At 60.4% G+C, this 25,082-nt stretch carries 22 protein-coding genes and 1 other RNA gene; 7 read left to right on the top strand and 16 right to left on the bottom strand.

Features of this window, described 5'->3' with window-relative positions:
- Positions 1–132: 132 nt before the first annotated feature.
- On the top strand, positions 133–1,176 hold the full coding sequence (locus tag C2846_RS17565) for an LLM class flavin-dependent oxidoreductase (protein WP_119702102.1): 1,044 nt from the start codon (positions 133–135) through the stop codon (positions 1,174–1,176).
- 158 nt (positions 1,177–1,334) lie between these two features.
- On the opposite strand, the gene exaC is transcribed toward C2846_RS17565, so the two are convergent.
- Together exaC and C2846_RS17555 are read right to left on the bottom strand one after the other, a co-directional pair.
- Entirely contained in the window at positions 1,335–2,855 is a 1,521-nt protein-coding gene (gene exaC / locus C2846_RS17560) for an acetaldehyde dehydrogenase ExaC (protein WP_119702101.1), read from the bottom strand.
- A 153-nt stretch (positions 2,856–3,008) separates the two neighbouring features.
- Complete coding sequence (locus tag C2846_RS17555; protein ID WP_205890269.1) at positions 3,009–3,743, bottom strand: substrate-binding periplasmic protein; 735 nt, start codon at positions 3,741–3,743, stop codon at positions 3,009–3,011.
- Between the two features lie 133 nt (positions 3,744–3,876).
- Here C2846_RS17555 and C2846_RS17550 point away from each other — a divergent pair, with 133 nt between their 5' ends.
- Together C2846_RS17550 and C2846_RS17545 are read left to right on the top strand one after the other, a co-directional pair.
- Positions 3,877–4,170 carry a hypothetical protein gene (locus tag C2846_RS17550; RefSeq protein ID WP_119702100.1) on the top strand — a complete coding sequence of 98 codons (294 nt, stop codon included), beginning with the start codon at positions 3,877–3,879 and terminating at the stop codon, positions 4,168–4,170.
- 225 nt (positions 4,171–4,395) lie between these two features.
- The gene (locus C2846_RS17545; RefSeq protein ID WP_080051274.1) at positions 4,396–5,256 is read left to right on the top strand and encodes a pirin family protein; all 861 of its coding nucleotides are present in this window, start codon (positions 4,396–4,398) and stop codon (positions 5,254–5,256) included.
- A gap of 48 nt (positions 5,257–5,304) precedes the next feature.
- Here the strand turns inward: C2846_RS17545 and recR are convergent, their stop codons facing one another.
- The 4 genes from recR to ffs form a co-directional block, all read right to left on the bottom strand.
- Positions 5,305–5,904, bottom strand: coding sequence for a recombination mediator RecR (gene recR / locus C2846_RS17540; protein ID WP_080051275.1), 600 nt, complete (start codon positions 5,902–5,904; stop codon positions 5,305–5,307).
- Positions 5,905–5,914: 10 nt separating this feature from the next.
- Positions 5,915–6,241, bottom strand: coding sequence for a YbaB/EbfC family nucleoid-associated protein (locus C2846_RS17535; protein WP_080051276.1), 327 nt, complete (start codon positions 6,239–6,241; stop codon positions 5,915–5,917).
- A 17-nt stretch (positions 6,242–6,258) separates the two neighbouring features.
- On the bottom strand, positions 6,259–8,211 hold the full coding sequence (gene dnaX / locus C2846_RS17530) for a DNA polymerase III subunit gamma/tau (protein ID WP_080051277.1): 1,953 nt from the start codon (positions 8,209–8,211) through the stop codon (positions 6,259–6,261).
- Positions 8,212–8,315: 104 nt separating this feature from the next.
- Positions 8,316–8,412: signal recognition particle sRNA small type (gene ffs / locus C2846_RS17525), an RNA gene on the bottom strand.
- Between the two features lie 142 nt (positions 8,413–8,554).
- On the opposite strand from ffs, the gene arsB reads away from it, so the two are divergent.
- On the top strand, positions 8,555–9,610 hold the full coding sequence (gene arsB, locus C2846_RS17520) for an ACR3 family arsenite efflux transporter (RefSeq protein WP_080051278.1): 1,056 nt from the start codon (positions 8,555–8,557) through the stop codon (positions 9,608–9,610).
- Here the strand turns inward: arsB and C2846_RS17515 are convergent.
- The 3 genes from C2846_RS17515 to algB form a co-directional block, all read right to left on the bottom strand.
- Positions 9,594–10,292: a hypothetical protein gene (locus C2846_RS17515; protein ID WP_205890268.1), complete on the bottom strand. Its 699-nt coding sequence runs from the start codon at positions 10,290–10,292 to the stop codon at positions 9,594–9,596. The two genes, arsB and C2846_RS17515, sit on opposite strands and share 17 nt — an antisense overlap.
- A 97-nt stretch (positions 10,293–10,389) precedes the next feature.
- A complete protein-coding gene (locus C2846_RS17510; RefSeq protein WP_119702099.1) occupies positions 10,390–12,165 on the bottom strand; it encodes an ATP-binding protein in 1,776 nt (591 codons plus the stop codon).
- On the bottom strand, positions 12,162–13,508 hold the full coding sequence (gene algB / locus C2846_RS17505; protein WP_119702098.1) for a sigma-54-dependent response regulator transcription factor AlgB: 1,347 nt from the start codon (positions 13,506–13,508) through the stop codon (positions 12,162–12,164). The genes C2846_RS17510 and algB overlap by 4 nt, the downstream gene beginning before the upstream one ends.
- A 237-nt stretch (positions 13,509–13,745) precedes the next feature.
- Here algB and C2846_RS17500 point away from each other — a divergent pair, with 237 nt between their 5' ends.
- Complete coding sequence (locus C2846_RS17500) at positions 13,746–13,910, top strand: DUF1328 domain-containing protein (protein ID WP_080051281.1); 165 nt, start codon at positions 13,746–13,748, stop codon at positions 13,908–13,910.
- A 57-nt stretch (positions 13,911–13,967) separates the two neighbouring features.
- Here C2846_RS17500 and C2846_RS17495 read toward each other — a convergent pair whose 3' ends face one another.
- A complete protein-coding gene (locus C2846_RS17495; RefSeq protein ID WP_119702097.1) occupies positions 13,968–14,885 on the bottom strand; it encodes an AEC family transporter in 918 nt (305 codons plus the stop codon).
- A 25-nt stretch (positions 14,886–14,910) separates the two neighbouring features.
- Positions 14,911–15,570 carry a thiopurine S-methyltransferase gene (locus C2846_RS17490; protein ID WP_119702096.1) on the bottom strand — a complete coding sequence of 220 codons (660 nt, stop codon included), beginning with the start codon at positions 15,568–15,570 and terminating at the stop codon, positions 14,911–14,913.
- Between the two features lie 118 nt (positions 15,571–15,688).
- On the opposite strand from C2846_RS17490, the gene C2846_RS17485 reads away from it, so the two are divergent.
- On the top strand, positions 15,689–17,437 hold the full coding sequence (locus C2846_RS17485) for a potassium/proton antiporter (RefSeq protein WP_119702095.1): 1,749 nt from the start codon (positions 15,689–15,691) through the stop codon (positions 17,435–17,437).
- Between the two features lie 51 nt (positions 17,438–17,488).
- Here C2846_RS17485 and C2846_RS17480 read toward each other — a convergent pair whose 3' ends face one another.
- From C2846_RS17480 to edd, 3 genes are read right to left on the bottom strand one after another with little or no spacing between them, the layout of a single operon-like run.
- Complete coding sequence (locus tag C2846_RS17480; RefSeq protein ID WP_080051285.1) at positions 17,489–18,133, bottom strand: bifunctional 4-hydroxy-2-oxoglutarate aldolase/2-dehydro-3-deoxy-phosphogluconate aldolase; 645 nt, start codon at positions 18,131–18,133, stop codon at positions 17,489–17,491.
- A 10-nt stretch (positions 18,134–18,143) separates the two neighbouring features.
- Positions 18,144–18,854 (bottom strand): 6-phosphogluconolactonase, encoded by a 711-nt coding sequence (gene pgl, locus C2846_RS17475; RefSeq protein ID WP_119702094.1) that lies wholly within the window; start codon positions 18,852–18,854, stop codon positions 18,144–18,146.
- The gene (gene edd / locus C2846_RS17470; protein WP_119702093.1) at positions 18,851–20,683 is read right to left on the bottom strand and encodes a phosphogluconate dehydratase; all 1,833 of its coding nucleotides are present in this window, start codon (positions 20,681–20,683) and stop codon (positions 18,851–18,853) included. The genes pgl and edd overlap by 4 nt, the downstream gene beginning before the upstream one ends.
- Before the next feature lie 122 nt (positions 20,684–20,805).
- Between edd and pyk the strand changes: the two genes are divergently transcribed.
- Positions 20,806–22,257, top strand: a complete 1,452-nt coding sequence (pyk, locus tag C2846_RS17465; RefSeq protein WP_119702092.1) for a pyruvate kinase — start codon at positions 20,806–20,808, stop codon at positions 22,255–22,257.
- Between the two features lie 120 nt (positions 22,258–22,377).
- Here pyk and C2846_RS17460 read toward each other — a convergent pair whose 3' ends face one another.
- Complete coding sequence (locus C2846_RS17460) at positions 22,378–24,543, bottom strand: lipase family protein (RefSeq protein ID WP_119702091.1); 2,166 nt, start codon at positions 24,541–24,543, stop codon at positions 22,378–22,380.
- An 11-nt stretch (positions 24,544–24,554) separates the two neighbouring features.
- Positions 24,555–25,082: hypothetical protein (locus tag C2846_RS17455; protein ID WP_119702090.1), on the bottom strand; the 528-nt coding region annotated here is incomplete at its 5' end.

Here is a 25,082-nt window from a genome sequence, read left to right as displayed (position 1 = left end):
CCAGTGATCTGCTGCACTTTGCTAGTACGCCAAGATCAGGCGTGATCGACACCCGATAGCCGCGCAGGGACACTTAAACCAAGCCGGCCAAACGATGGTCAAACCAACAAGTACAGGTTCGAGGACAGTCATATGAAGTTTTCATTGTTCGTGCATATGGAGCGCTACGACGATCAGGTCAGCCACCGGGAGCTTTTTGAAAACCTCACCGAACTGACCCTGATGGCCGAAGCCGGTGGGTTCTCCACCGTCTGGATCGGCGAACACCACTCGATGGACTACACCATCGCCCCCAGCCCTATGCCGCTGCTGGCCAACCTCGCCGCTCGTACCACTACCATTCGTCTGGGTGCCGGTACTCTGATCGCCCCGTTCTGGCACCCCATTCGGGCTGCCGGCGAGTGCGCTCTGCTTGATGTGATCAGCAATGGCCGGATGGAAGTGGGTCTGGCCCGTGGCGCCTATCAGTTCGAGTTCGACCGTATGGCAGGCGGCATGCCGGCCACCGACGGCGGTCAGCATCTGCGTGAGATGGTGCCGGTGATCAAGGCGCTCTGGCAGGGTGACTACGCCCACGATGGCGCGCTCTGGAAATTCCCGACCTCGACTTCCTCACCGCGCCCGATCCAGCAGCCGCACCCGCCAGTCTGGATTGCCGCACGCGATCCCGACTCGCACAACTTCGCGGTCAAGAATGGCTGCAACGTGATGGTCACCCCGCTGATGAAGGGCGACGAGGAAGTGGTCGATCTGAAGAACAAATTCGACACCGCACTGGCCAACAACCCGGACGTACCCCGCCCGCAGATCATGGTGCTGCGGCATACCTTTGTGCACAGTCCCGATCAGCCGGATGGCTGGAAAATCGGTGCTGAAGGCATCTCGCGCTTCTACCGCACCTTCGACGCCTGGTTCGGCAACAAGCAGATTCCGGTCAACGGCCTGCTGCCGCCCAGCCCGGAAGAGAAGTTCAAGGAGCGCCCGGAGTTCGAACTGGAGAACATCCGCAAGAACACCATGGTCGGCACACCGGACGAGATCATCGCCCGCCTGCGTCACTATCAGGAACTGGGAGTGGACGAATTCAGCTTCTGGACCGACAACACCCTGTCGCACGAAGAGAAGAAGAAGTCGCTCGAACTGTTCATCAACCACGTAGTGCCGGCGTTCCGCTGAGAACTGGCCGCGCTCTGAACAGAGAGTGCGGACAAAAAAATGCGCGGCCGAAGCCGCGCCAATCTCACGAACATTAGGACAACAACCGAGCCCCTAAGGGCTCGGGTACCACCGCACTCATGGCCGGGGAGCAGGCCGGCCACGCGAGCTGCCGGGGCTCAGAAGAAGCCCAGCGGGTTCACGTCGTAGCTGACCAGAAGGTTCTTGGTCTGCTGGTAGTGGTCGAGAATCATCTTGTGGGTCTCGCGGCCAACACCGGACTTCTTGTAACCACCGAACGCGGCATGTGCCGGGTACATGTGGTAGCAGTTGGTCCATACCCGACCAGCCTGGATGCCGCGACCCATGCGGTAGGCACGGTTGATGTCGCGGGTCCAGACCCCGGCACCCAGACCAAACTCGGTGTCGTTGGCGATCGCCAGCGCTTCTTCCTCGGTCTTGAAGGTGGTGACGCTGACCACCGGGCCAAAGATTTCTTCCTGGAAGATACGCATCTTGTTGTGGCCCTTGAGCAGGGTCGGCTGGATGTAGTAGCCGTTGCCCAGCTCATTGTGCAGGTGCTCGGCACCACCACCGATCAGGAACTCGGCACCCTCTTCACGGGCCACTTCCATGTACGACAGGATCTTGTCGAACTGCTGCTCGGAAGCCTGGGCACCAACCATGGTCTCGGTATCCAGCGGGTTGCCGCGCTTGATCTGACGGGTACGCTCGACCACCCGGGCGATAAAGTCGTCGTACATGCTTTCCTGAATCAGCGCACGCGACGGGCAGGTGCAGACTTCGCCCTGATTGAAGAACGCCAGCACCATACCTTCAACAGCCTTGCTGATGAACGACTCTTCGGCCTGCATGATGTCGGCGAAGTAGATGTTCGGCGACTTGCCGCCCAGCTCCACGGTAGAAGGAATAATGTTCTCGGCGGCGCACTTGAGAATATGCCGGCCAACCGGGGTCGAGCCAGTGAACGCCAATTTGGCGATACGCTTGCTGGTGGCCAGCGCTTCGCCGGCTTCACGGCCGTAGCCATTGACGATATTGAGTACGCCGGGCGGCAGCAGATCAGCGACCAGCTCGGCAAATACCAGGATGCTCAGCGGGGTCTGCTCGGCCGGCTTGAGCACGATGCAGTTACCAGCAGCCAGAGCCGGCGCCAGTTTCCAGGCAGCCATCAGCAGCGGGAAGTTCCACGGAATGATCTGCCCAACCACACCCAGCGGTTCATGGAAGTGGTAGGCAGCGGTGTTTTCGTCGATCTCGGCGGCAGTACCTTCCTGAGCACGAATACAACCGGCAAAATAGCGGAAGTGGTCGGCTGCCAGCGGGATATCGGCATTGAGGGTTTCACGCACGGCCTTGCCGTTGTCCCAGGTTTCGGTGACAGCCAACTTTTCCAGGTTCTGCTCGATACGGTCGGCAATCTTCAGCAGGATATTGGAGCGGGCCTGTACCGAGGTTTTGCCCCAGGCATCCTTGGCGGCATGAGCGGCATCCAGGGCCTTTTCGATATCTTCGGCGGTGGAACGCGGGATTTCACAGACTGCGCCGCCAGTCACCGGAGTGGTGTTGGTGAAATACTGACCTTTGACCGGAGCAACGAATTCACCGTTGATGAAGTTGCCGTATCGGTCCTTGAAAGTAACGACGGAGCCGGGTGCTCCAGGATTGGCGTAGATCATTGTTATGTCCTCTGAGCTTGCCTGACCCATCACGGGCCAAGTCATGAGTCGATACTAGGACTGCCCGGCGGGTGCGTGTATGCGTCCTTGGCAGGGACGACTTCGTTATTTAGTAGTAGGCAGGCGCCAGAACAGCGGTCTATTAAGGCTAGCTCAGAAATCCGCGTACCGTGCTTCGATGCGCTGATAACGGCCACTCTCGCGCAACCGTTGCAGCCCCAGATTGAAGCGATCACGCTTGTCCGGATCGATGAAGCCGACGCTGTATGGCGATGGCGGAAATAACGGGTGCACCCGGATTGGTTGCCGGGTATCGACCTGATCACCAATCTCATGATTGAAGGCATGGAAAATTCGCAGATCGGCAATTACCACATCGACCCGACCGGCATAGAGCAACATGTTGCGAATAACCTGGCGGGCCTCCTCGCGATACCGTGGGTTGCTCACGGTCATGGCCTGGAACTCCTCGCCGAGCAGAAAGCGGGCCCGCTGGAAGGCACTGACCGAGTAATTGTCCAGTTCGCCGATACTGTCCAGCTCGATCTCGCGCCGGGCAAGGGTGATCGCCACATTCTGGTACTCGACATAGGGCGCGGAGTAAAACGCCGGAATACCGCTGACCGGGCTGGTGGTAGCAATCGCATCCAGCTCACCGCGCGCCAGCAGCACATGCAGACGCTCCATTGGCCCGTAGTAAAGCTCCATCTGGAAGCCGGCCAGCTCGAAGGCAGCCTTGATCAGATCGTGCTCCAGTCCACGGAGCTGCCCCTCATAGATATAAGGTGGCTTGTGGGTGCCCATCCCCACACGCAAAACCTCAGCCCAGATCACCCCAGACTGCAGCCCAGCCAGTAACAGGACACACGCCACGATAAGTCCTCTCATGCACTTATCCTAGCTCGGACCAGCCGTCTTTTCCGGGTGCGTCACATAGACCTGGTGCCAAACCATGGTTGGAGGAACGCAGCCAAGCGGCTACCATAACCCTTTCTCGCCTACGGGCATTACGAGGTAAGACATGAAAATTCGCTCTACCCTGGCCATCGGTTGCGTGCTGGCCCTGCTCAGCCAGCCCAGCCTGGCCTGCTCGCCGGAAGACGCCATCGAGATGGCTGAGAAAGTCGCCCAGACCATCAACCGCATCGCTGCCGGCGATCCGGACAAGGCCAACCAATTGCACACCCAACTGCTGGAGCTGCAACAACGCGATCCAACCCGCAGCGAACATGGTCCCTGCCGCGCCTATGAGCGGATCATTGAGGAATTGGAAGCCCGGGAACGTGGCGAGAGCCCAGGCGAAACATCGAATTAATCGATGCTTTTGGTGGATTTTTTGCGCTATTAAACCAAAAAATCCACTTATAGAATGGCCACATATCTAAAGGGTGTTTACAAATGTCACGAGCGACGGCCAGGCAAGGCGAAATCAGCCGAACAAGCGCAGTTTACGTGGTGTAAATGAGCATTGTGAGGCTGATTTCAACGCTGCATGGCCGAGCGCAGTAATTTGTAAACACCCTCTTAATGGAGGTGAGCCATGCACAAACGCGATGTGATTGAACTGCTTCAGGGTCGTCCAGCCTCCGATGGCGACGGCGTCAAACTGGTACGTGTATTCGGCGGCCAGGGCCCGGAACGTTTCGACCCTTTCCTGATGCTCGACGAGTTCGGCTCCGATGAAGCTGCCGACTACATTGGCGGCTTTCCGCCGCACCCGCATCGCGGCTTCGAAACAGTGACCTACATGCTTGAAGGCAAGATGCTGCACGAGGACCACATGGGCAACCAGGGTTTACTGGAGTCCGGTGGCGTGCAGTGGATGACCGCCGGGCGCGGCATCATTCACTCGGAAATGCCGCAACAAAGCTCCGGCCGCATGCGCGGGTTCCAGCTTTGGGTCAACCTGCCGGCCAAGGACAAGATGCAGCCTGCCAGCTATCAGGACCTGCCACCCTCGGCCCTGGCCGAAGGGCAATTGCCCGGCGGTGGGCAGGTGCTGGTGATTGCCGGCGAGTTGACCATCAACGGGCAAACGCTGTCAGGGCCGATTCAGGGCAAGGCCACCGAGCCGCTGTACCTGGACCTGCATCTGGGTGCCGACGAAGCACTGGAGTTGCCGCTGGAAAGCCAGCTCAACGTGCTGCTGTATGCCTATGAGGGTCAGGTCAGCGTGCACGGCGAGCAGCGCAGTGCCGAGCTGGCACCCAAGCAATTGGCACGGCTGGGCCAAGGTGGCGGGGTTAGCCTGCGTGCCGGTAGTTCAGGGGCGCGGTTGCTGCTGATTGCCGGCAAACCGATCGGCGAGCCGGTGGTGCAGTATGGTCCGTTCGTGATGAACAGTCGTGAGGAGATCGAACAGGCCCTGCGCGACTACCGCGACGGCCGCCTGGCCAGCTGACCCACAGCCCTGTTTCGTGGCCCTCGGCCACGAAACAGGGCGCCAGCATCAACCAATCGGGGTACGCCCGGCCAAGGCATGGGCCAGCGTACCGCCGTCAATATATTCCAGCTCACCGCCCAGCGGCACACCGTGAGCAATGCGTGAAACCTTGATACCACGCGGTTTGAGCAGATTGGCAATATAGTGCGCGGTGGCCTCGCCTTCCACGGTCGGATTGGTGGCCAGAATCACCTCGGCCACGTCGCGATCCTCAAGGCACGCCAGCAACGCCGGAATACCAATCTCCTCAGGCCCCAGCCCGTCAATCGGCGACAGATTACCCTTGAGCACGAAGTAGCGGCCATGAAAGCCACCGGCCTGCTCCACCGCCCAGACATCAGCCGGGCTTTGCAAAATACAGAGCAAACTGTCATCCCGGCGCGGATCAGCACACAAGTTGCAGATCTCGGTTTCACTCAGGGTGCGGCAACGCGAGCAATAGCCGACGCCATCCATCGCCGCCTCCAGTGCCCGGGCCAGATGTCGGGCTACTTCACGATCGCGCTCAAGCAAATGCAGGGCCATGCGCTGGGCGGTTTTAGGCCCAACGCCAGGCAACCCCCGCAGCGCATCAATCAACTGCCGGATCAGCGGACTGAAACTCATGCAGGCAGGCTCAGAACGGCATCTTGAAGCCGTCGGGCAGATTCATCCCGGCGGTCAGACCAGCCATCTTTTCCTGATTGTTCTTTTCCAGTTTGCGCACCGCATCGTTGAACGCTGCGGCAATCAGATCCTCGAGCACTTCCTTGTCTTCGCTCATCAGGCTGTCGTCAATGCTGACCCGGCGCACATCGTGACGCCCGGTCATAACCACTGACACCAGACCGGCACCGGATTGACCGGTTACTTCGGCGTTGGCCAGCTCTTCCTGCATTTTCTGCATTTTTTCCTGCATTTGCTGGGCCTGCTTCATCAGACCCGCCATGCCACCTTTCATCATCTGCTTGTCCTCTTCAATTATTTCGCTGTATCAATGGGCCGGATACTGTCATCGCAGATCCGGGCCGAGAAATCCCTGATCAATGCCTGGACCAGCGGGTCAGCCTGAATGCTGGCCTCGGCCTCTTTCTGCCGGGCGACCTTGCGCCGCGCCGCAGCCACGGCCGGTGTTTCCTGATCCGGGGCCTGAATCTGCACGTCCAGCGTCACCGTCTCGCCGACATGCTCGCTGAGCGCCTGCTGCAGGCGCTGACGATGATTTTCGTTGTACAGCGCGCTGTGCCCAGGGTCCAGATGCAGCCGCCAGACGGTCGCTTCACGGCTGATCAACTGGCAATGGGCGGCAATGCTCTGGGTCAGACCACTCAAGCCCAAACTCGGGAACATCTCCAGCCATTCGGCGGCGATGCCGCTGGCAACCGGCAGATCACTGACCTCATCGGCTTCCGGCTCTTGCGAGGGTTGTGCTACAGACTCGGCCTCGGGTTGCCAGTCACCCAGATACTGGCTGACATCGACATCATCCTCGTCCTGCTCGGCACCATCGGGGCCATCCTCCAGCGGCGGCGCTTCCAGCCACTCTGGCGGGCTGTCTTCGACCGGCGGCTTGACCGGCGTACTCGGGTTCAGCGGCCTGGTCACATTAACAGGCAACGGCGGTTCAGCCTGGGGTTGCGGCTCAGACACTTGCCGCTCCGGGCTCGCCGGCATCGAAGGGGCTGGCGCAGGGGCCGGTGCAACTGGCTCGGCTGGCGGCAAACTGGAACTAACAACCGGTGCCGCTACCGCGGCTGGCCCTGTCGTCTGGGGATCAGCCTTGGGCTGGCTCGATCCCGGGGACTTTCCCGTCAGTGGCGTTGGCGGTGCGGCCGGACCATCTGCCTGGGTGCCTGGCCGGAACGCCAGCATGCGCAGCAAAGCCATCTCGAAGCCGCCACGCGGGTCCGGCGCCAACGGCAGGTCACGACGCCCGTGCAAGGCCAACTGGTAAAACAGTTGCACATCTTCAGCGCTGATACGCCCGGCCAAGTCCAGCACCCGCTCACGATCACCCTGGCTGTTGTCGGCAGCCTCCGGCAACACCTGGGCTATCGCCAGGCGCTGCAGGGTGGAAATCAGCTCGGCCAGCACACCGGCAAAGTCGGCGCCCTGCTCGGCCAGTTCGGCCACCGCCACCAGCAACGCCCGGGCATCATGGGCGGCCAGCGCTTCGAGCAGACCAAACACCTGGCCGTGGTCGATGGTGCCGAGCATGTTGCGCACCTCGGCAACCCGCAAGGTGCCGTTACCAAAAGCGATAGCCTGGTCAGTCAGACTCAGGGCATCGCGCATCGAACCATCGGCGGCGCGGCCCAATAGCCACAGTGACTCATCATCATGGGGAACGTTCTCTTCGCCCAACACATGGCGAAGGTGCTCAACCACTCGCTCCGGCGGCATATTCTTCAACGAGAACTGCAGGCAACGCGACAGGATGGTGACCGGCAGCTTTTGCGGATCGGTGGTAGCCAGCAGGAATTTGACGTGCTCGGGCGGCTCTTCCAGAGTTTTCAACAAGGCGTTGAAGCTGTGGCTGGAAAGCATGTGCACTTCGTCGATCAGGTAGACCTTGAAGCGCCCGCGAGTAGGCGCGTACTGCACGTTGTCGAGCAGCTCACGGGTATCCTCGACCTTGGTCCGGCTGGCGGCGTCGACTTCGATCAGGTCGACGAAACGACCTTCGTCGATCTCCCGACAAGCCGCGCACTGGCCGCAGGGTTCGGAACTGACGCCGACCTCACAGTTCAGGCACTTGGCCAGAATCCGCGCAATGGTGGTTTTGCCAACCCCACGGGTACCGGTAAACAGGTAGGCATGGTGCAGACGATTGTGATCCAGCGCGTTGATCAGGGCCTGGAGCACATGGGTCTGGCCGACCATTTCACGGAACAGGCGCGGACGCCATTTACGGGCTAGTACCTGGTAACTCATCGGGGTCCGTTCGGTCATGAATGCAAGCGGGTAATGTACCGAATGCCGGCGGACATTGCGAGGGAGAGATACGTCAGAAAACACGGCGGGGAAATTGGGGGCGACCCTACCAGCCACACCCCGGCACACGATGTCACCGCCGTGGCTGCTCCCTTCCGGGCCTGACCAGGTTCACGGCTAATCATTGCGAGGGGACCGGCAGGGCCACCATAACAAACCCGCCTTGGGCGGGCCGCGCTATTGTAACGACTTGGCGTCAGGATACAACCGCAATCTTTTCCGGGCTTTACTTATATATGGAAATACGTATATTCACATTCAACCATTTGCATGGAGCATTCGCATGTCATCAGTCACTGCCAGCAGCCCCCTTGGCCTGTTCGAGCGCTATCTGTCACTCTGGGTCGCCGGATCAATCATCAGCGGTGTAATACTGGGACAGTACCTGCCCGGTCTGTTTACCCAGGTTGCCGCCTTGGAGCTGGCCAACGTCAACCTGGCAGTAGCCGTGTTGATCTGGGTGATGATCTTTCCGATGATGGTGCAGATCGACTTTGCTGCAATCAAGGATGTCGGACGCAAGCCCAAAGGGCTGATTCTGACGCTGGTGATCAACTGGCTGATCAAGCCGTTCAGCATGGCAGCGCTGGGCATCCTGTTCTTCGAGTACCTGTTCGCAGGCTGGGTCGACCCGCAAAGCGCTCAGGAATACATCGCCGGGATGATTCTCCTGGGGGTGGCGCCCTGTACGGCGATGGTGTTCGTCTGGAGCCAGTTGACCAAGGGCGACCCGAACTACACCCTGGTACAGGTCTCGATCAACGACCTGATCATGATTTTTGCCTTTGCGCCGATTGCCGCCCTGCTACTGGGGGTGACGGATATCAGTGTGCCTTGGGAAACCCTGCTGCTTTCGGTGCTGCTGTATGTGCTGCTGCCGCTGATTGCCGGAGTCTGGACCCGCCATCGGCTGAACCAGCGTGACCCGCATGGCGTCGAGCAGTTCAGCGCCCGGATCAAACCTTTCTCAATCATGGGCCTGCTGCTGACCGTCGTGTTGCTGTTCGCCTTTCAGGCGCAAACCCTGATCGACCGGCCGCTGATCATCCTGCTGATCGCCATCCCCTTGATGCTGCAAACCTACGGCATCTTTGCCATAGCCTATGTGTGGGCCAGGTTGTGGAAGCTGCCACACAACATCGCCGCTCCGGCCTGCATGATCGGCACCTCTAACTTCTTCGAGCTGGCGGTAGCCGTCGCCATTTCCCTGTTCGGCCTGCACTCGGGCGCCGCTCTGGCCACCGTCGTCGGGGTACTGGTCGAAGTACCAGTGATGCTATCGCTGGTCTGGTTCGCCAACCGGACCCGGCACTGGTTTCCCGCTATTTCTTCAAACTGATCCAGGTGGCCTCGGCGCAGGCCACCAGCTCGCCATCGGCACGATATAGGGCAGTACCAGCGTGGTGTTTGCGTCCCTCATGCCCCAGAGCCCAGCCCAGCACCACCAGATTTTCTTCTGCTTGCACCGGAGCGATCAGCCGAGCAGCGAAACGTCCGAGCAGAGCGGCATCGGAGCGCGACTTGACGGCGAAAAAGCCGGGGCAATCGAGCGCGGCCCAGAGATATTCGTCGGCAACCCGGCCGCTGCTGTCAGCCAGATCAGCAGCCGGGCGCCAGAGCGCGGCGACCTGGCCATCAGCCACGGGGCCGGCAAAGATTCGCAGCCCATCACCGGGCTCACGCTGGGTTCCGCATACGAAACAGCCCGGCAAGCCGTGAAACACCAGCCCCTCGAAACGCTGCTGAGCCGCTTCGGCCACCGCTACCGCAGGGGCCGGTGGTACCTTGAGCTCGAACTGATAAGGGACTGCCGAGCCCAGCAACCGATCGCCCTGACGCAATTCAGCCCCGGTTTCAGTGCGCTGCAGTTGCAGCTCGGTATCCAGCGGCGGCGGCGCATGCAGGGTAACCTGACACCCTGTGTCCATGGCACTGGCCAACAGGCCAGAAACATAGCCGCCATTGCCGCTGTGCGGCGGGCCACAGAAACGCTGACGAATGATCACTGAACGAACCGACATGCTGACGCTCCAGTTAGGGCCAAAACCCCATGGTACTCTGCCTGGACAGGCTGTGGCGCAGGCTTATGCCCGTCCATAAGTCAGACGCAGGTGATGATCAAAGTGGCAGACTGAAGAAGAACCGAGCGCCCTGCCCCGGCTGCGAATGCACGCCAATGCGACCACCGTGCAGCAACACGATTTCCTTGCACAGCGCCAGCCCCAGACCGGCCCCACCCTTGCGCTTGCCGACCTGAACAAAGGGCTCAAATACCCGCGCCTGCTGGCCGTAAGCGATGCCGTCACCGGTGTCCTCAACCGCCAGCACTACCCGTTCGCCCTGACGACCGGCCTGCAGACGGATACGCCCGCCGGCATGACTGTGGCGCAAGGCGTTGCCAAGCAGATTGTCCAGCACCCGCTCGATCTGTAGCCGATCCAGCCGTACCCGAGGCAACTGCGTGTCGGCCTCGCAGCTCAGCTCAACGCGCTGCTGCACCGCCGCAGCCTCAAAGCGCTGGCAAGCCTGAGCGAACAACTCAGCAATATCACAAGGCTCCAGCTCCAGTTGCTGCAGGCCACTCTGATAACGGGAGAAGTTGAGCAGATCGTTGATCAGCAACAGCAGGCGCTGCATTTCCTCGTCGACAGTCCGCAACAAGTCGGCCTCACGCGAATCCTCGGTAAAATGCAGTCGCTCACAAAGCAAGGCAAATCCCATGTGCATACCCGTCACAGGCGTGCGTAGCTCATGCGAGGCGCGCAGCACGAACTCGCTGCGCACTCGCTCAAAATCACGCTGTTCGGTGACATCGCGCAGCACCATGACCGCACCACGGATCGGCTCATCCGCCTGACTAACCGGTGTCAGGCTGTAGGCCAGCAAGCGCTGTTCGCCTGCAACATCAACCTCGATATCCTCAGTAGCACTGGCCAGCCCCTGCCCCTGCAACACCTGACGCAATTGTTCATCGATCTGCGGTGTGCCGAGCAAGCCGCCGGGCATTTGCCCCAGCTCAGCCTGGGTCCAGCCCAGTTGCCGTTTGGCTACCGGATTGAAATGTTCTAACCGCCCGCCATGGTCAAAGATCAGCAAACCGTCATCAATACTATCGAGCACGGCCTGCAAGCGGCGCTGCTCGGCCTGCAAGGCCTCGATATCACTGTTCTTGAACTCGCGCAGAGCTTCGGCCATAAAGCCAAAACGGCGGATCAAGGCTGCCAGCTCGGCAACCTTGGAGATCGGCAATGTGACCTGAAAGTCGCCGCGTCCGATCTGGTCAGCCGCCAGCGCCAGGGCCTCGATAGGCTCGGCGAAGTTACGGGCCACGCTGTGCGCGGTAACCAGCCCAATGAGCAGAACTGCCACGCCAATCCCGCCAAGCAGCCAGACGATTACCCAGGCATTCTCACGGGTCGCCTGTTCGCTGCTTTGCACCGCGTTGGCATACCGGGTCTGCATGCCATTGAGGCGATCACGCACAGCGGCAATCGAGCGCGCATATTCGTCATGGCTGAACAGCTCGCTGCGCACCGACAGCGGCCGCTCCAGCAGATCGTCGTAGGTTGCATAGGCGCGGCGAATCTCACTGACGGCCTGACGGTCGGCATCTTCGATGGCCATGTCCGCGGCCCGATTCAACCATTCGCGAAAACGCCTATCAGACCCCTCCAACGCTGGCATATCGAGCACTTCGGCAAGCAGCAGGGTGGTCTGCTTGCTCAGCTCATGCCCCATCATCTGGCTGGCCTGGAGAATACCCAGGTTGCGGGTCATCGCCTGCCCCTGGGATTTAGTCAGGCTGAGGACACTGAAAATCGCCAGCAGCAGGCCGACCAATGCCACAGTCAGCAATGCGCTGCTACTGAGAAACAGGCGCGAACGCAGTTTCATAGGCCGAATTGTTTGCGCTTACGATACAGGGTGGAGGCGTCGATACCGAGGGTTCTGGCAGCCTGATCAAGTGTCTCACTGGCGGCCAGCACTGCGGCAATATGCGCTTTTTCCAGCGCTTCCAGGCTCATGTCGGCACCCACTCTTGGCACATCGTCACGGGCCGAGCCGTTGAGCCCCAGATGCTCAAGGCTAATGCATTCCCCCTGACAGATGATGCTGGCCCGCTCGATGACATTGCGCAGTTCACGGATATTGCCCGGCCAACCGTAGCCCTGCAGCGCGGCACGCGCCTGATCGTCGAAGCCCTTGGCCGGGCGGGCATATTCGCTGACAAAGCGCGCCAGAAAACGTTCGGCCAGATCGAGGATATCCTCACGCCGATCACGTAGCGCCGGCAGGGTCAGGGTAATGACGTTAAGCCGATAGAGCAGGTCTTCACGGAACTGACCTTCATTGACCATCGCCTGCAAGTCCAGATTGGTGGCGGCTAGAATGCGTACATTGGCCTGACGCGTGACCGGATCGCCAACCCGTTCGTACTCGCGATCCTGAATAAAACGCAGCAGCTTTGGCTGCAAGACCAGGGGAAAATCACCGATCTCGTCGAGAAACAGCGTTCCGCCGTCGGCCTGATTGACCCGCCCCAGCGTGCTTTCACTGGCACCGGTGAACGCCCCCCGGGCATGCCCGAACAGCTCGCTCTCCATCAAGTCAGCACTCAGCGACGGGCAGTTAATTGTAACCATGGCCTTATCGGCACGCTGGCTCCAGCCATGAATGGCGCGCGCCAGCTCTCCTTTGCCTGTACCCGACTCGCCAAGAATGAGGATATTGGCATCGGTGCTGGCGACCTGGCGGGCCGTGTCGAGTACCACCATCATCGCCGGGCTGGCCGATTGAAGTTCGCTGCGAGACTGGCGTACCTCGCCCTCCAGCGCCTCAAGCCGGGCGGCCATATGCCGAACTTCCAGTTGCTGGGCGGCAGACAGGCGCAGTTGATCAGGGCCGCAGGGCTTGACCAGATAATCAGCGGCGCCGGCCTGCATCGCATCCACGGCGGTGTCCACCGCCGAATGGGCCGTCACAATCACCACCCGCATCCAGGGGGCCTGCACACGCATCTGCGCCAGCACATCGAGGCCGTTGTCATCGCCCAGCCGGAGATCGAGAAAGCACAGGTCAAAGACCTGCTGCTGCAGAGCCGCGAGCGCCTGGGGCGCGCTGCTGGCGGTACTGACCTGATAGCCCTCGTCTTCCAGACAGTAACGAAAGGTCCGCAGAATAGCGGCTTCATCATCGACCAGCAAAATACGTCCATTGTCCGCGGTGGCGGCATCCATGATGCAGGCTCCTTGTCGAGAGTTACCTGCGTTAGTCAACGAAAAGTCGTGCAAGTTGCACGGCTGGCCATCCGCAGATCATGCAGAACGCATGCCACTCCAATCTCGCCACAAAATTCAATTTATTGATTTAAAAGGAATAAACAAAATAAAAAAGTTGGCATGCAGGTTGCGACAGAGTCACTACAGCCCGCCCGACGACTCGGCAGGCCTCACGAGAAAAAGGAGTAACTCACCATGCTTAGCTGGGCTCTGACATTTCTGATCATCGCCATCATCGCCGCGGTTCTCGGCTTCGGTGGTATCGCCGGCACCGCAACCGGTATCGCCAAGATCCTGTTTTTGGTGTTTCTGGTGCTGTTCGTAGTGTCTCTGATTTTTGGCCGCCGACCTCGGGTCTGAGGTTTATCAACCGCGCACAACACACAAACCCGCCACTGGCGGGTTTGTCATTAGCGCTCAGAATAACAGGGTCACCATCAACGGAATGTACAACAGCGCGAACAGTGTGCTCAGCAATACCGTACCGGCCACCTGCCGGGGAGCGGTATCCAGCAGGGTGGCAATCACCACAGTATTGGCGGCAATCGGCGTGATTGAGATAAGTATTACCGCCTGATGCACCGCCGAGCCGTAAATACCCAGCCACTGGCTGTCGAGCCAGCAGAACCCCAGTGCCAGCAACGGCCAGCCAACGAACTTGCCGGAAAAGGCCAAGGCGCTGAAGCGCAGATTGCCAGCCAGCCCATGAAAGCTGAGGATGCTCATGCCGATAATCATCATGCCCAACACACTGTAGGCGCCGCGCAAGTTATCGAACAGCGGCAGGAAAATCGACGGCAGCGTGACCCCGGACAGGTTCAACAGCACCGCCAGCACAAAGGCATACAGTGAAGGCAGCCGCGCCACCTTACGCAGACAATCGGCGACACCGTAGCGTCCGCGCGCCGCCAGGTAGAAACCCAGCGAATTCTCGAACAGGGTGGTGCCGAGCATGCAGACGATATACAGGCTCAAGCCCTGCTCACCGAACAGCAACAGCGCCAGCGGAATACCGAAGTAACCGGTATTGCCACTGCCGACCGACACCGGAATCAAGTTGGCGCTGGCATCGCCCAGCCAGCGTCTGGCCAAAGGCAGGTGCAATAGTGCATTGAGGCTGCACAGAGTGAAGGTCAGAACCGGCAGCAGGATCACGCTGGGGCTCAGTGGCGCGGTCATTACCCCGTAAAACACCACCGACGGGGTCAGGATATAGAGCATGATGCCGGCGATATGACTGCCGCTGGCATTAAGAAAGCGTCCGGCCAGCCAACCGAGGGCGATGGTGACATACAGCGGGAGTAGCTTGAACAGCAAAGTCAGGGCTGCGGCCATTCAGAAATTCCAGTCAGGCAGACACTCACACCGTTGGTGCCTGAATGGCATATACCCGTTCGTGCAGACTGGTCATGCCCTGCTCACGAAAAACCGGGTGCTCGGCCAGCACGTCCGTGTCCTCCAGAACATCTATGCGACAACCAGTAAACAGTAGCCGCACCTCGTCATCCGGCACGCTGAACGGCGGACCAGGGCGCTGCTCCTGCGGATAATCCAGGGTAACCAGCAGCATTCGCCAGTCGCGCCCCAGCAAAGTACGCAGGTGCGCCACATAGCGTTCGCGCATATCCACCGGCAAGGCAATCAGCGCCGCCCGGTCATACACCGCCCGTACGCCATGCAAATGCTCAGGGCATAAGGCGAAAAAATCGCCACACAACAGCTCAAACCCCTGCCCGGCAAGACAAGCAAAATCGTCCCGCTGACTCCAGTGCAGATCCAGACCCTGCTCCTGGGCAAAAGCGTCCAGCGCGCTGCGCGCCAGTTCCACTCCAATGACCGGATGTCCCTGCTCGCGCAACCAGAGCATATCCAGACTTTTGCCGCATAACGGCACCCAAACCGGCTCATCAGCAGCCAGCCCCAGGCTCGGCCACCAACGGGTCAACAGCGGATTGGTACTCTGCTTGTGGAACCCAATCTCGCCACGTTGCCAGCGGGCATGCCAGAAATCTGCTTCCATACTCACTCTCGTATTATTTAGTCAATTGACTATACAGCATTTTTCCCACAGGCCCGGGCCTGCGTTATATAGTGGTCGCTTGTGTGTCACCCGCCTGCAAGGACCCTTCAGCCGCCCAATGGATAGTATCAACACTCTGTTTCTGATCGGCGCCATTCTGCTGTGCGCCAGCATTCTTGCCAGTTCGCTGTCATCGCGGCTGGGTATCCCCTTGCTGTTGGTGTTCCTGGTGATAGGGATGCTGGCCGGCGTCGACGGCCTGGGCGGCATCGTATTCGACAATGCCGACACCGCCTTCATGATCGGCAGCCTGGCACTGGCCATTATCCTGCTCGATGGCGGCATGCGCACCCGGGTAGAGAGCTTTCGGGTCGGACTATGGCCAGCCCTGTCACTGGCAAGCCTGGGGGTTGTGATCAGTGCCGCTCTGACTGGGGTGCTGACCGCCTGGTTGCTGGACCTGAGCTGGATGTACGGCTTGCTGCTGGGCGCCATCGTCGGCTCTACCGATGCCGCTGCGGTGTTCTCTCTACTACAGGGCAAGGGTCTGAACCTCAAACAGCGGGTCGGCGCCACTCTGGAAATCGAATCCGGCTCGAACGACCCCATGGCAATCTTCCTGACTATCGCCCTGGTCGAAAGCCTGGCCGCCGGGCAGGACAGCCTGAGCTGGAGCTTTCTGCTGATTCTGATTCAGCAGTTTGGCGTAGGCGGAGTTTGTGGTCTGGCAGGCGGTCTGTTACTGGCTTGGCTGGTCAACCGGGTTCACCTGGCCACTGGGCTGTATCCACTGCTGATTACCAGCGGGGCAATTCTGGTCTTCGCTGCCACCAACAGCATTGGTGGCAGCGGCTTTTTGGCCATTTATCTGACCGGCCTGGTACTGGGCAACCGCCGGGTACACAACCTGCAGAACATCCTTCACGTTCAGGACGGCATGGCCTGGCTCAGTCAGATCGGCATGTTCCTGATGCTGGGGCTGCTGGTAACCCCCAGCGAAATGCTGCCGATCGCCCTACCGGCAGTGGGCATCGCCCTGTTCCTGATTGTGGTCGCCCGCCCCATTGCAGTGCTGATCTGCCTGGCACCCTTTGTGTTTTCCTGGCGTGAGCGGCTGTTTATCAGCTGGGTCGGTCTGCGCGGGGCGGTACCGATCATCCTGGCGATCTTTCCGTTGCTGGCCGGCCTTGAACAGGCTCAGTTGCTGTTCAATCTGGCGTTTGTGGTGGTGCTGGTGTCATTGCTGCTGCAGGGCTCGAGCCTGCCGCTGGCAGCCCGCTGGTGCAAAGTAGAAATTCCACCGCAACCCGAACCGCTGCAACGTACCAGTCTGGACGTGGCGGTCGATGGTGATTACGAACTACTGATCTATCAACTGGACAATGCCAACTGGTGCGTTGGGGTGCAATTGCGCGATCTGCACATGCCGACCGATACCCGGATTGCTGCGCTGTTTCGTGGCAGTCATCTGCTGCATCCAACCGGCAGCACCCGGCTGGCACTCAATGACGTGCTCTGCGTAGTCGGTCGGCCGCGCGATCTGCCGGCACTGTCAAAACTGTTCAGCAAAACCCAGGCGCCGCGCTATCTGGACTCACGCAAGTTCTTCGGTGACTTTATTCTCGAAGGTGATGCGACGCTGGGCGAGGTCGGCAAGTTCTATGGCTTCCCTGTTCCTGAAGAGCTGGCGAACCAGACCCTGGCAAGCTTCTTCAGCAAACAGTTCGGCGGCCACCCGGTGGTCGGCGATACCATCGAGTGGGGCGGGCATACCTGGGTAGTCGCCGCCATGGACAACGACTGGATCCTCAAAGTCGGCCTACGACTCGGTGACGGTTCAGGCAAGCCGCCGATGGGGTTTCTCTAGGGTCTGTGTAATCTTCTGGGAGTGTCGTGCGCCTGCACGACATGGAATTTACTACGGCAGCAGGGCCAGCGACTCACGACACAGCTGAGTAATCCGCGTCCAGTCCTGGGCATCCACCGCGCTCTGCGGCGTCATCCAGGTACCGCCGGCGGCCATCACGTTAGCCATAGCCAGATAGCTGGGCAAGTTGCTCAGGGTAATACCGCCACTAGGGCAGAAACGGATATCGTGAAACGGCCCGGAGAAATACCGCAGAGCCGTTACCCCGCCGACAACCTCAGCAGGAAACAGCTTGAAGCGGCGGTACCCGAACCGATAACCCATAAGGATTTCCGACGGCGTGGCCACTCCTGGCAACAGCGGCACCGGGCTGTCCAGCCCCAGCGTCAGCAATTCTTCGGTACTGCCCGGGGTCACCACGAACTGGGCACCGGCATCCAGCACTGACTGAAACTGCCGGCCATCGAGCACAGTACCGGCACCAATGCACAGCTCAGGGCGTTCACGGCGCAGCAGCTTGATCGCCGGCAGCCCCCACTCGGTACGCAGGGTGATTTCCAGAGTGCGGATACCGCCAGCGGCCAGCGCGTCGGCCAGCGGCAGGATATCGCTCTCACGGCGAATACTCATGACCGGCAACAGCCGGGCTTGAGCCAACAAATTGTCCAGGGTTTGGGTATTGTCTGCCAGACTCATGCCTGTCCCGTCAGCCCGGCCGGCTGTAGTAAATGTCCAAAGGAGGCGCCAGAAACGCACTGATCGGCAGACCCGCGTCCCTGGATTCCAGCGCACGGATCAATGTCCGGCGCTTATCGTCGCCGGAGATGGCCAGCAGTTGCAAGCCCGCCGTGCGCAGAGCCCGGCCACTCAAGCTCAAGCGTTCAGCTCTGCCGGCCTGCGCCGGGATCGCCAGGCACAGCTGCGGCGCATCCACGGCCAGCGCCTGGGCCAGCCCCGGCATGCCAGGGAACAGCGAGGCGGTATGCCCATCATTGCCCATCCCCAGCACCACCACATCCAGCGGCAACCAGCCCGCCAGATGCAGATCCACCTGACCGGCATCAGCTTGCGGACTGATACCCTGATACAGCGGCATCCACTGGGCGGTCTCCAGCGCTTGCGGCAGACAGCGGCGCAACAGCCCGGCATTGCTGTCCGGATGCTCGACCGGCACCCAGCGCTCATCCACCAGGGTGACCCGAATCCGCGCCCAATCCAGCGGCAAAGTCGCCAGATGTCGCAGAAACGGCTCCGGGCTGCGCCCGCCGGATAACGCCAGGCTGGCTACACCACGCTCGGCCAAAGCGGTGTTCAGCGCCGCAGCCACCCGGTTGGCCAGCTGTACGGCCAACTCGTCCGGCCCTGCCGTCTGAAACAGCCCTACCCCACTGGCGCAAGCCAGCGTCGCCAAAGTCATGCCCGAGACTCCTGATCGGTATCTCGCAGGCATTCGGTAAAACTGCTGCCGCCCTCTTCCGCACTGCTGATCTGGGCACGCATGAAGCCGAACAGTTCACGCCCCCAGCCTCGGCGAATTGGCTGATCATGACTGACTGCCTGGCGCTCTCGCCACTGTTCGTCCGCCAGCTCGACACGCAGCAGGCTGCGCTGGGCGTCCAGGGTGATCATGTCTCCCTCGCGCAGTCGCGCCAAGGGGCCACCTTGAGCGGCCTCAGGACAGACATGGATGGCTGCCGGCACCTTGCCTGAGGCACCGGACATCCGTCCATCAGTAACCAGCGCCACCTTGAAACCACGATCCTGCAGCACGCCCAGGTAAGGCGTCAGCTTGTGCAACTCCGGCATGCCGTTGGCCCGCGGTCCCTGGAACCGCAATACGGCCACCAGATCACGCTCCAGCTCACCGGCCTTGAACGCCTCGACGAAAGCTTCCTGACTGTGAAAGATCCGGCACGGCGCACTGACCCGCCAGTGTTCAGGCTTGACCGCCGAGACCTTGATTACCCCGCGCCCCAGGTTGCCTTCGAGCAGCCGCAACCCGCCATCGGCAGAAAACGGCTCGGCCTGGCTGCGCAGGATGCTGTCATCCAGACTGGCGCCCGGCCCTTCACGCCACTCCAGGCGCCCATCATTGAGTATCGGTTCCTGGGTATAGGCTTGCAGCCCCGGTCCTGCCACCGTCTGCACATCGGCATGCAACAGCCCGGCATCGAGCAACTGGCGAAACAGCCAGACGGTGCCGCCAGCAGCCTGAAACTGGTTGATATCAGCCTGACCATTGGGATAAATCCGCGCCAGGGTCGGCACCACCTCAGACAGCGCCGCCATATCTTCCCAGCGCAGTTGCAGGCCAGCCGACTGACCAATAGCGACCAGATGCAGGGTCAGATTGGTCGAACCGCCAGTTGCCAGCAGCATGACCACGGCATTGATCAGAGTCCGCTCATCGAACATCGCCATCAGGTTCTGGCCATTGCGCGCCAGCCGCGCCGCCTGCTCGGCGGCGTGGACCGTCAGTGCATCGCGCAGCGCAGTATTGGGGTGAACGAAGGACGCCCCCGGCAGTTGCAGCCCCATAGCTTCGAGCAGAATCTGATTGGTATTGGCCGTGCCGTAAAAGGTGCAGGTGCCCGGGCCATGGTAGGAGCGGCTTTCCGCCTCCAGCAGCTCCTCACGGCTGGCCTTGCCCTCGGCAAAGCGTTGACGCACGGCAGCCTTCTCGCTGTTGGGCAGGCCACTGGGCATTGGCCCGGCTGGCACAAAGACCACCGGCAGGTGAGCAAAGCGCAGGGCCCCCATCAGCAGACCCGGGACGATCTTGTCACACACGCCCAGGCATAGCGCGGCATCGAACATGTTGTGCGACAACGCCACCGCCGTGGCCATGGCGATCACATCGCGGCTGTGCAACGACAACTCCATGCCGGGCTCGCCCTGAGTCACCCCATCACACATCGCCGGCACACCACCGGCGACCTGGCCCGTAGCGCCGAACGCCCGCAGCGCCTGGCGAATCAGCTCCGGAAAGCGCTCGTAGGGTTGATGGGCCGACAGCATATCGTTATAGGCTGTGACCATTGCCACATTGACCTCGTCCACCATACGCAAGCGGTCTTTATCGGTAGCCGGACATGCCGCCATGCCGTGCGCCAGATTGCCGCAAGACAGCCCCCGGCGCCCGCGAGGCAGCGCCGCCGCCTCAGTCATCTGACGCTGCCAGGCCTGACGCGACAACTGGCTGCGCTGACGAAGTCGCTCAGTCACCTCAATGACCCGTGGATGCATGCCTCTTCCTCCCAGGCCGGGTACTCGACGGCCTGTCATGTTGGGTTGGTATGTTCTATTGTAAGCCGCAAAGCACTGTTCTTTTCATTCAACTTTAGGGAAGACCTGAAGGAAGACTGCCAATGTCTATACGTCGTACCAAGATTGTCGCCACCCTCGGCCCCGCCAGCAGCAGCCCCGAACGTATCGCCGCCCTGATTGATGCCGGCATGAATGTCGCTCGCCTGAACTTCTCCCACGGCAGTGCCGATGAACACCGCGAACGCGCCCGTCAGGTACGCGCCATCGCTGCTGACAAGGGCTGCCATGTCGCCCTGCTCGGCGATCTGCAAGGCCCGAAAATCCGTATCGCCCGATTCGCCAATGGCCCGATTCAACTGGAAGTCGGTGACCGCTTCCGGCTGTCGACCAGCCATCCGCTGGATGCTGGCAATCAGGAGGTGGTGGGGATCGACTATCCCGAACTGGTCAACGATTGCCAGGCCGGCGATGAACTGTTGCTCGACGATGGCCGGGTCGTCATGCGGGTCGACAGTGTCGGCAGCGATGAAGTGAGCTGCACCGTCACCGTGGCCGGCCCACTGTCCAACCACAAGGGCATCAACCGCCGTGGTGGCGGGCTGTCGGCCGCCGCACTGACCGACAAGGACCGGGCCGATATCATCCTGGCCGCCGAGTTGCAGATGGAGTATGTCGCGGTCTCCTTCCCGCGCGACGCGGCCGACATGGACCTGGCCCGCAGCCTGCTGGCCGACGCCCAGTCCCAGGCCTGGCTGGTGGCCAAGATCGAACGGGCCGAAGCGGTCGCCGATGACGAAGCGCTGGACGGCCTGATTCACGCCAGCGACGGGGTCATGGTGGCGCGTGGCGATCTGGGGGTTGAGATTGGTGATGCCGAGCTGGTGGCGATCCAGAAACACATCATCAGCCGTGCCCGCAAACAGAACAAACTGGTGATCACCGCGACCCAGATGATGGAATCGATGATCTCCAGCCCATTGCCAACCCGCGCCGAAGTATCCGACGTGGCCAACGCCGCGCTGGACTACACCGATGCCGTGATGCTGTCGGCTGAATCAGCCGCCGGGCAGTTTCCGGTCGAAGCCGTACAGGCCATGGCCCGTATCTGCCTGGGCGCGGAAAAACACCCGACCAGCCAGCGCTCCGGTCACCGCCTATATCAGTCGTTCGAGCGCTGTGATGAAACCATCGCCCTGGCCGCCATGTACGCCGGCAATCACTTCCCCGGCGTGACCGCGATCATCAGCCTGACCGACAGCGGTTTCACCCCGCTGATCATGTCGCGCATTCGCTCGCACCTGCCGATCTTCGCCCTGTCACCCAACCCCCAGACCCTGGGTCGGGTCGCGCTGTTCCGCGGCGTCCAGGCCATGGCCTTCAACCCCGCCGACATTCCGGCCGAACAGCTCTACCAACAGGCCATCGGCACCTTACTGAAGCACGGCCACGTCAAGCCGGACGACTGGGTCATCCTGACCAAAGGCGACAGCTACAACGCCAGCGGCGGCACCAACTCACTAAAGCTGCTGCAGGTGGGTGAGCAGTTGGTGTAGTCGCAGCAACAGGTGGCGGCATAAACACGAAAAACCCCGGCCCCAATCACCTTAACCGTGAACAGGCCGGGGTTCCTCCAACGGTTCAAGCCAAGCCGCAACAATACGTACGTTAGCTGACTACCCCACCAACGCACCCTGCTCAATGCGCCCCCGGGCAGACGGAAGTTGAGCCAATTGCACCTGCGCCTGGTTTTCATCATGCGCCTGCCAGCGTACCAAAGCCTCGGATAAGCCACTCTCCGCAGACAGATTGCCATAGACATCCACTAGGCTGACTTGACGATAGTGCAGCCGGGTCACACGCTGCTGCGTTTCATCCAGTTTGCGCATTTCGGCACGCAAGGCGCTCATGGCCAACTCCAGCGCGCTATCATCCTGAGTGCGTCGACCAGTCCACTGCTGGCGGTAAGTCTCATACAAATCACTCATCGCCTGACGATTCTGTGCCAGATACCCGCTCAATACCTCCAGCTCACGCTCGGTGACCAGGGTGCCACCACGTTCCTCGGTCTGTTGCCAGCGCCGCAGAGTGGCCCAGGTATGAGGAATGTAGCCAGCCACCATGAAATGATCGGCTGCCTGTAGCAACTGATTGATGAACCCAGCCCTGACGGGCAGATCATTGTTGCGGTTAAGACGCAACGCCCGACTGCATGCATTTTGTTCAATCAGGTCACAGCCTGGCTCCCAGAGCACCGAAGACTGCTGGCCCTGACCCAAGTCAAGCGGCGTGAAATGCAGCAACTGCCCCTGATGCTGGTAGGGCTCACCGCCGAAGCGCAGCAACCCGATGGTAAACAACACCGCGCCACCAACCGGGTTGAACACAGCCAGCAGCCCTCCAGTACCCAGCCAGCGAGGCTTAACATTCATCCAGGGCGCCGGCAGGCTGGGTACCGGATCGTTATGGCTGACGATTCGGTAATGTTCCAGCGCGACCGCGCCCCTGACGAAGTCGGCATCACCGACACGCGGTGCGCCGTAGGTGTAGAGCTGGACGTTGTATGTTTCATCCCGACTCCTGCGCAAAGCTTCTGCCAAAAGTTGGGCTATCGCTCCACCTAGACTATGGCCACAGATCACGACTTTCTGGCCATTGTAGAATTTTTGGAAATATTTGAGGATAAAGCTCTCAATCGCTAAATACCCGCCATAAAACCCGCGATGCACCTTGCCTTCACCCTCACGGAAGGCCACCTGCCGGGCATCGATATCGCGCAAAATATCCTCTTTGCTATCGACCTCAGTGCCGCGTACGGATATCAGCACAACGTCATCGTGATGAGTAATAAAAGCCTGGGTATGGGTACCGCCATCGGCGTCATCGAAAAAGTGCAGCCGGGCCGGGTGCTCCTGTTCAGCGCCCAGATCGGGGTCGTTCTCGGTATACAGCGACGGGTCGAAGGGCAATATCTCGAAACGCCGGGAATAGGCTACATCCTCATACAGAGGGTAATAGCGACTGGACTGCGCCGGATCTACCCGCCAGGCTTCCACGCCATTACCCAGAGCGGTAGCAAAGAAATGCCCCACACTGGGGTCAAGAGGGAAACTGACCTGATCCACGGGCCTGCTCGCCGGCTCCTGGCCAAAGGGGTTGTAGCTCATCGCCGCCATCAGGGCCAACTGGTAGAGATTGAGCGCACAGAAGCCGGAAGCGGTTGACAGCATCGGACGCAACGCCCGTAGCGGTCGCACCTCCAGCACATAATGTCTGTTCGGCAACAGCCCCAACCCAACGGGCTCTTCGTGCAGGTAAGGTGCAGTGCGCATGGCCGCGATCACCCCGGGCTCGGGCGGATAATGACGCGCCACTGCCGGCGGCAGGTGCGCGGCATGGCGTACCAGCTCCCGCACCTCAACCTGGTAAAACGCATCGCCTCTGGATCTGGCCGGATTGTCCCGGGTACGGCTGGCATCGGCCTGAGCAAAGCGGGTTTTCTCGGCGCGGACCTGGAGTTCGGTGATGGGGAGAGGATAGGACGGACGGGACATCAAATCCGTATACAGCTTCTCTCCGCTTTGATATGGCTTATCCAGCAATACCGTAGCTGGGCCACGAAAGAAATCATCGACCCGTCCGATGCCATCGGCATCCAGCTGTCCTTGATAACGCTGCCCAGTACAGTCCAGCAACTCAAAGCTCAAACCGGCATAAGCCGCGCCATCACCCTGTTCATCAACCAACTGAAAACTGACCCAATGCCCACGCTGAGGGCAAGCCAGCAACTCACTGCTGAGAAACACGTTATCGGCATCATCCAGATGCTCATCATTCGCCATCAGAACACTCCTTATTCCGTGCAGTTGGGGTAAACCGTGCAGGTTTGGCCATCAAGCTTGAAGTCCGTGAACTGAGGCGGGTCTAAACAAAGCTCCTCATTGTCCGATCCCCAACGCCCTGTGCAGGGCTTCCAACCTTGCTCTGTCTGGAACCAATAGCCTTTAAAGCCCGGCATCTCATGCTCAGCCATCCCAATTACCAGCCGAATGGTTTTGCCCGCTGCCTCGTCACGCAAGATCAACCCACCCGCTCGCCGTTCCTGAATTTCGCCTTCGCTCTGTGCCCGGCATTGGAGTAGCTTGATAATATTTCGCTGTTGCCCATAAGTCCTGAACAGCCACATGCACTGCCCATTCAAAACCTTAGTCCCGGCCGACCATGTATTGGGGTATCCATCCGGCAGGGCCTCTCGGAACGACAACATTGCATGATCTTCGCTTGAGTCCATTTGATTCGGCGTTGCATCAAGCCGCCACTTCCCCTGCAGATCCATCTTCACACTGCGTAGCTCCAACTCGCAGCCCTGCACCCGATACCC

The organism is Pseudomonas jilinensis (assembly GCF_003586265.1).
In the GTDB taxonomy this organism is placed as follows: Bacteria; Pseudomonadota; Gammaproteobacteria; order Pseudomonadales; family Pseudomonadaceae; genus Halopseudomonas; species Halopseudomonas phragmitis.
The sequence above is the reverse complement of the archived record's forward strand: the minus strand, read 5'-3'. Positions and strand labels throughout refer to the sequence as shown.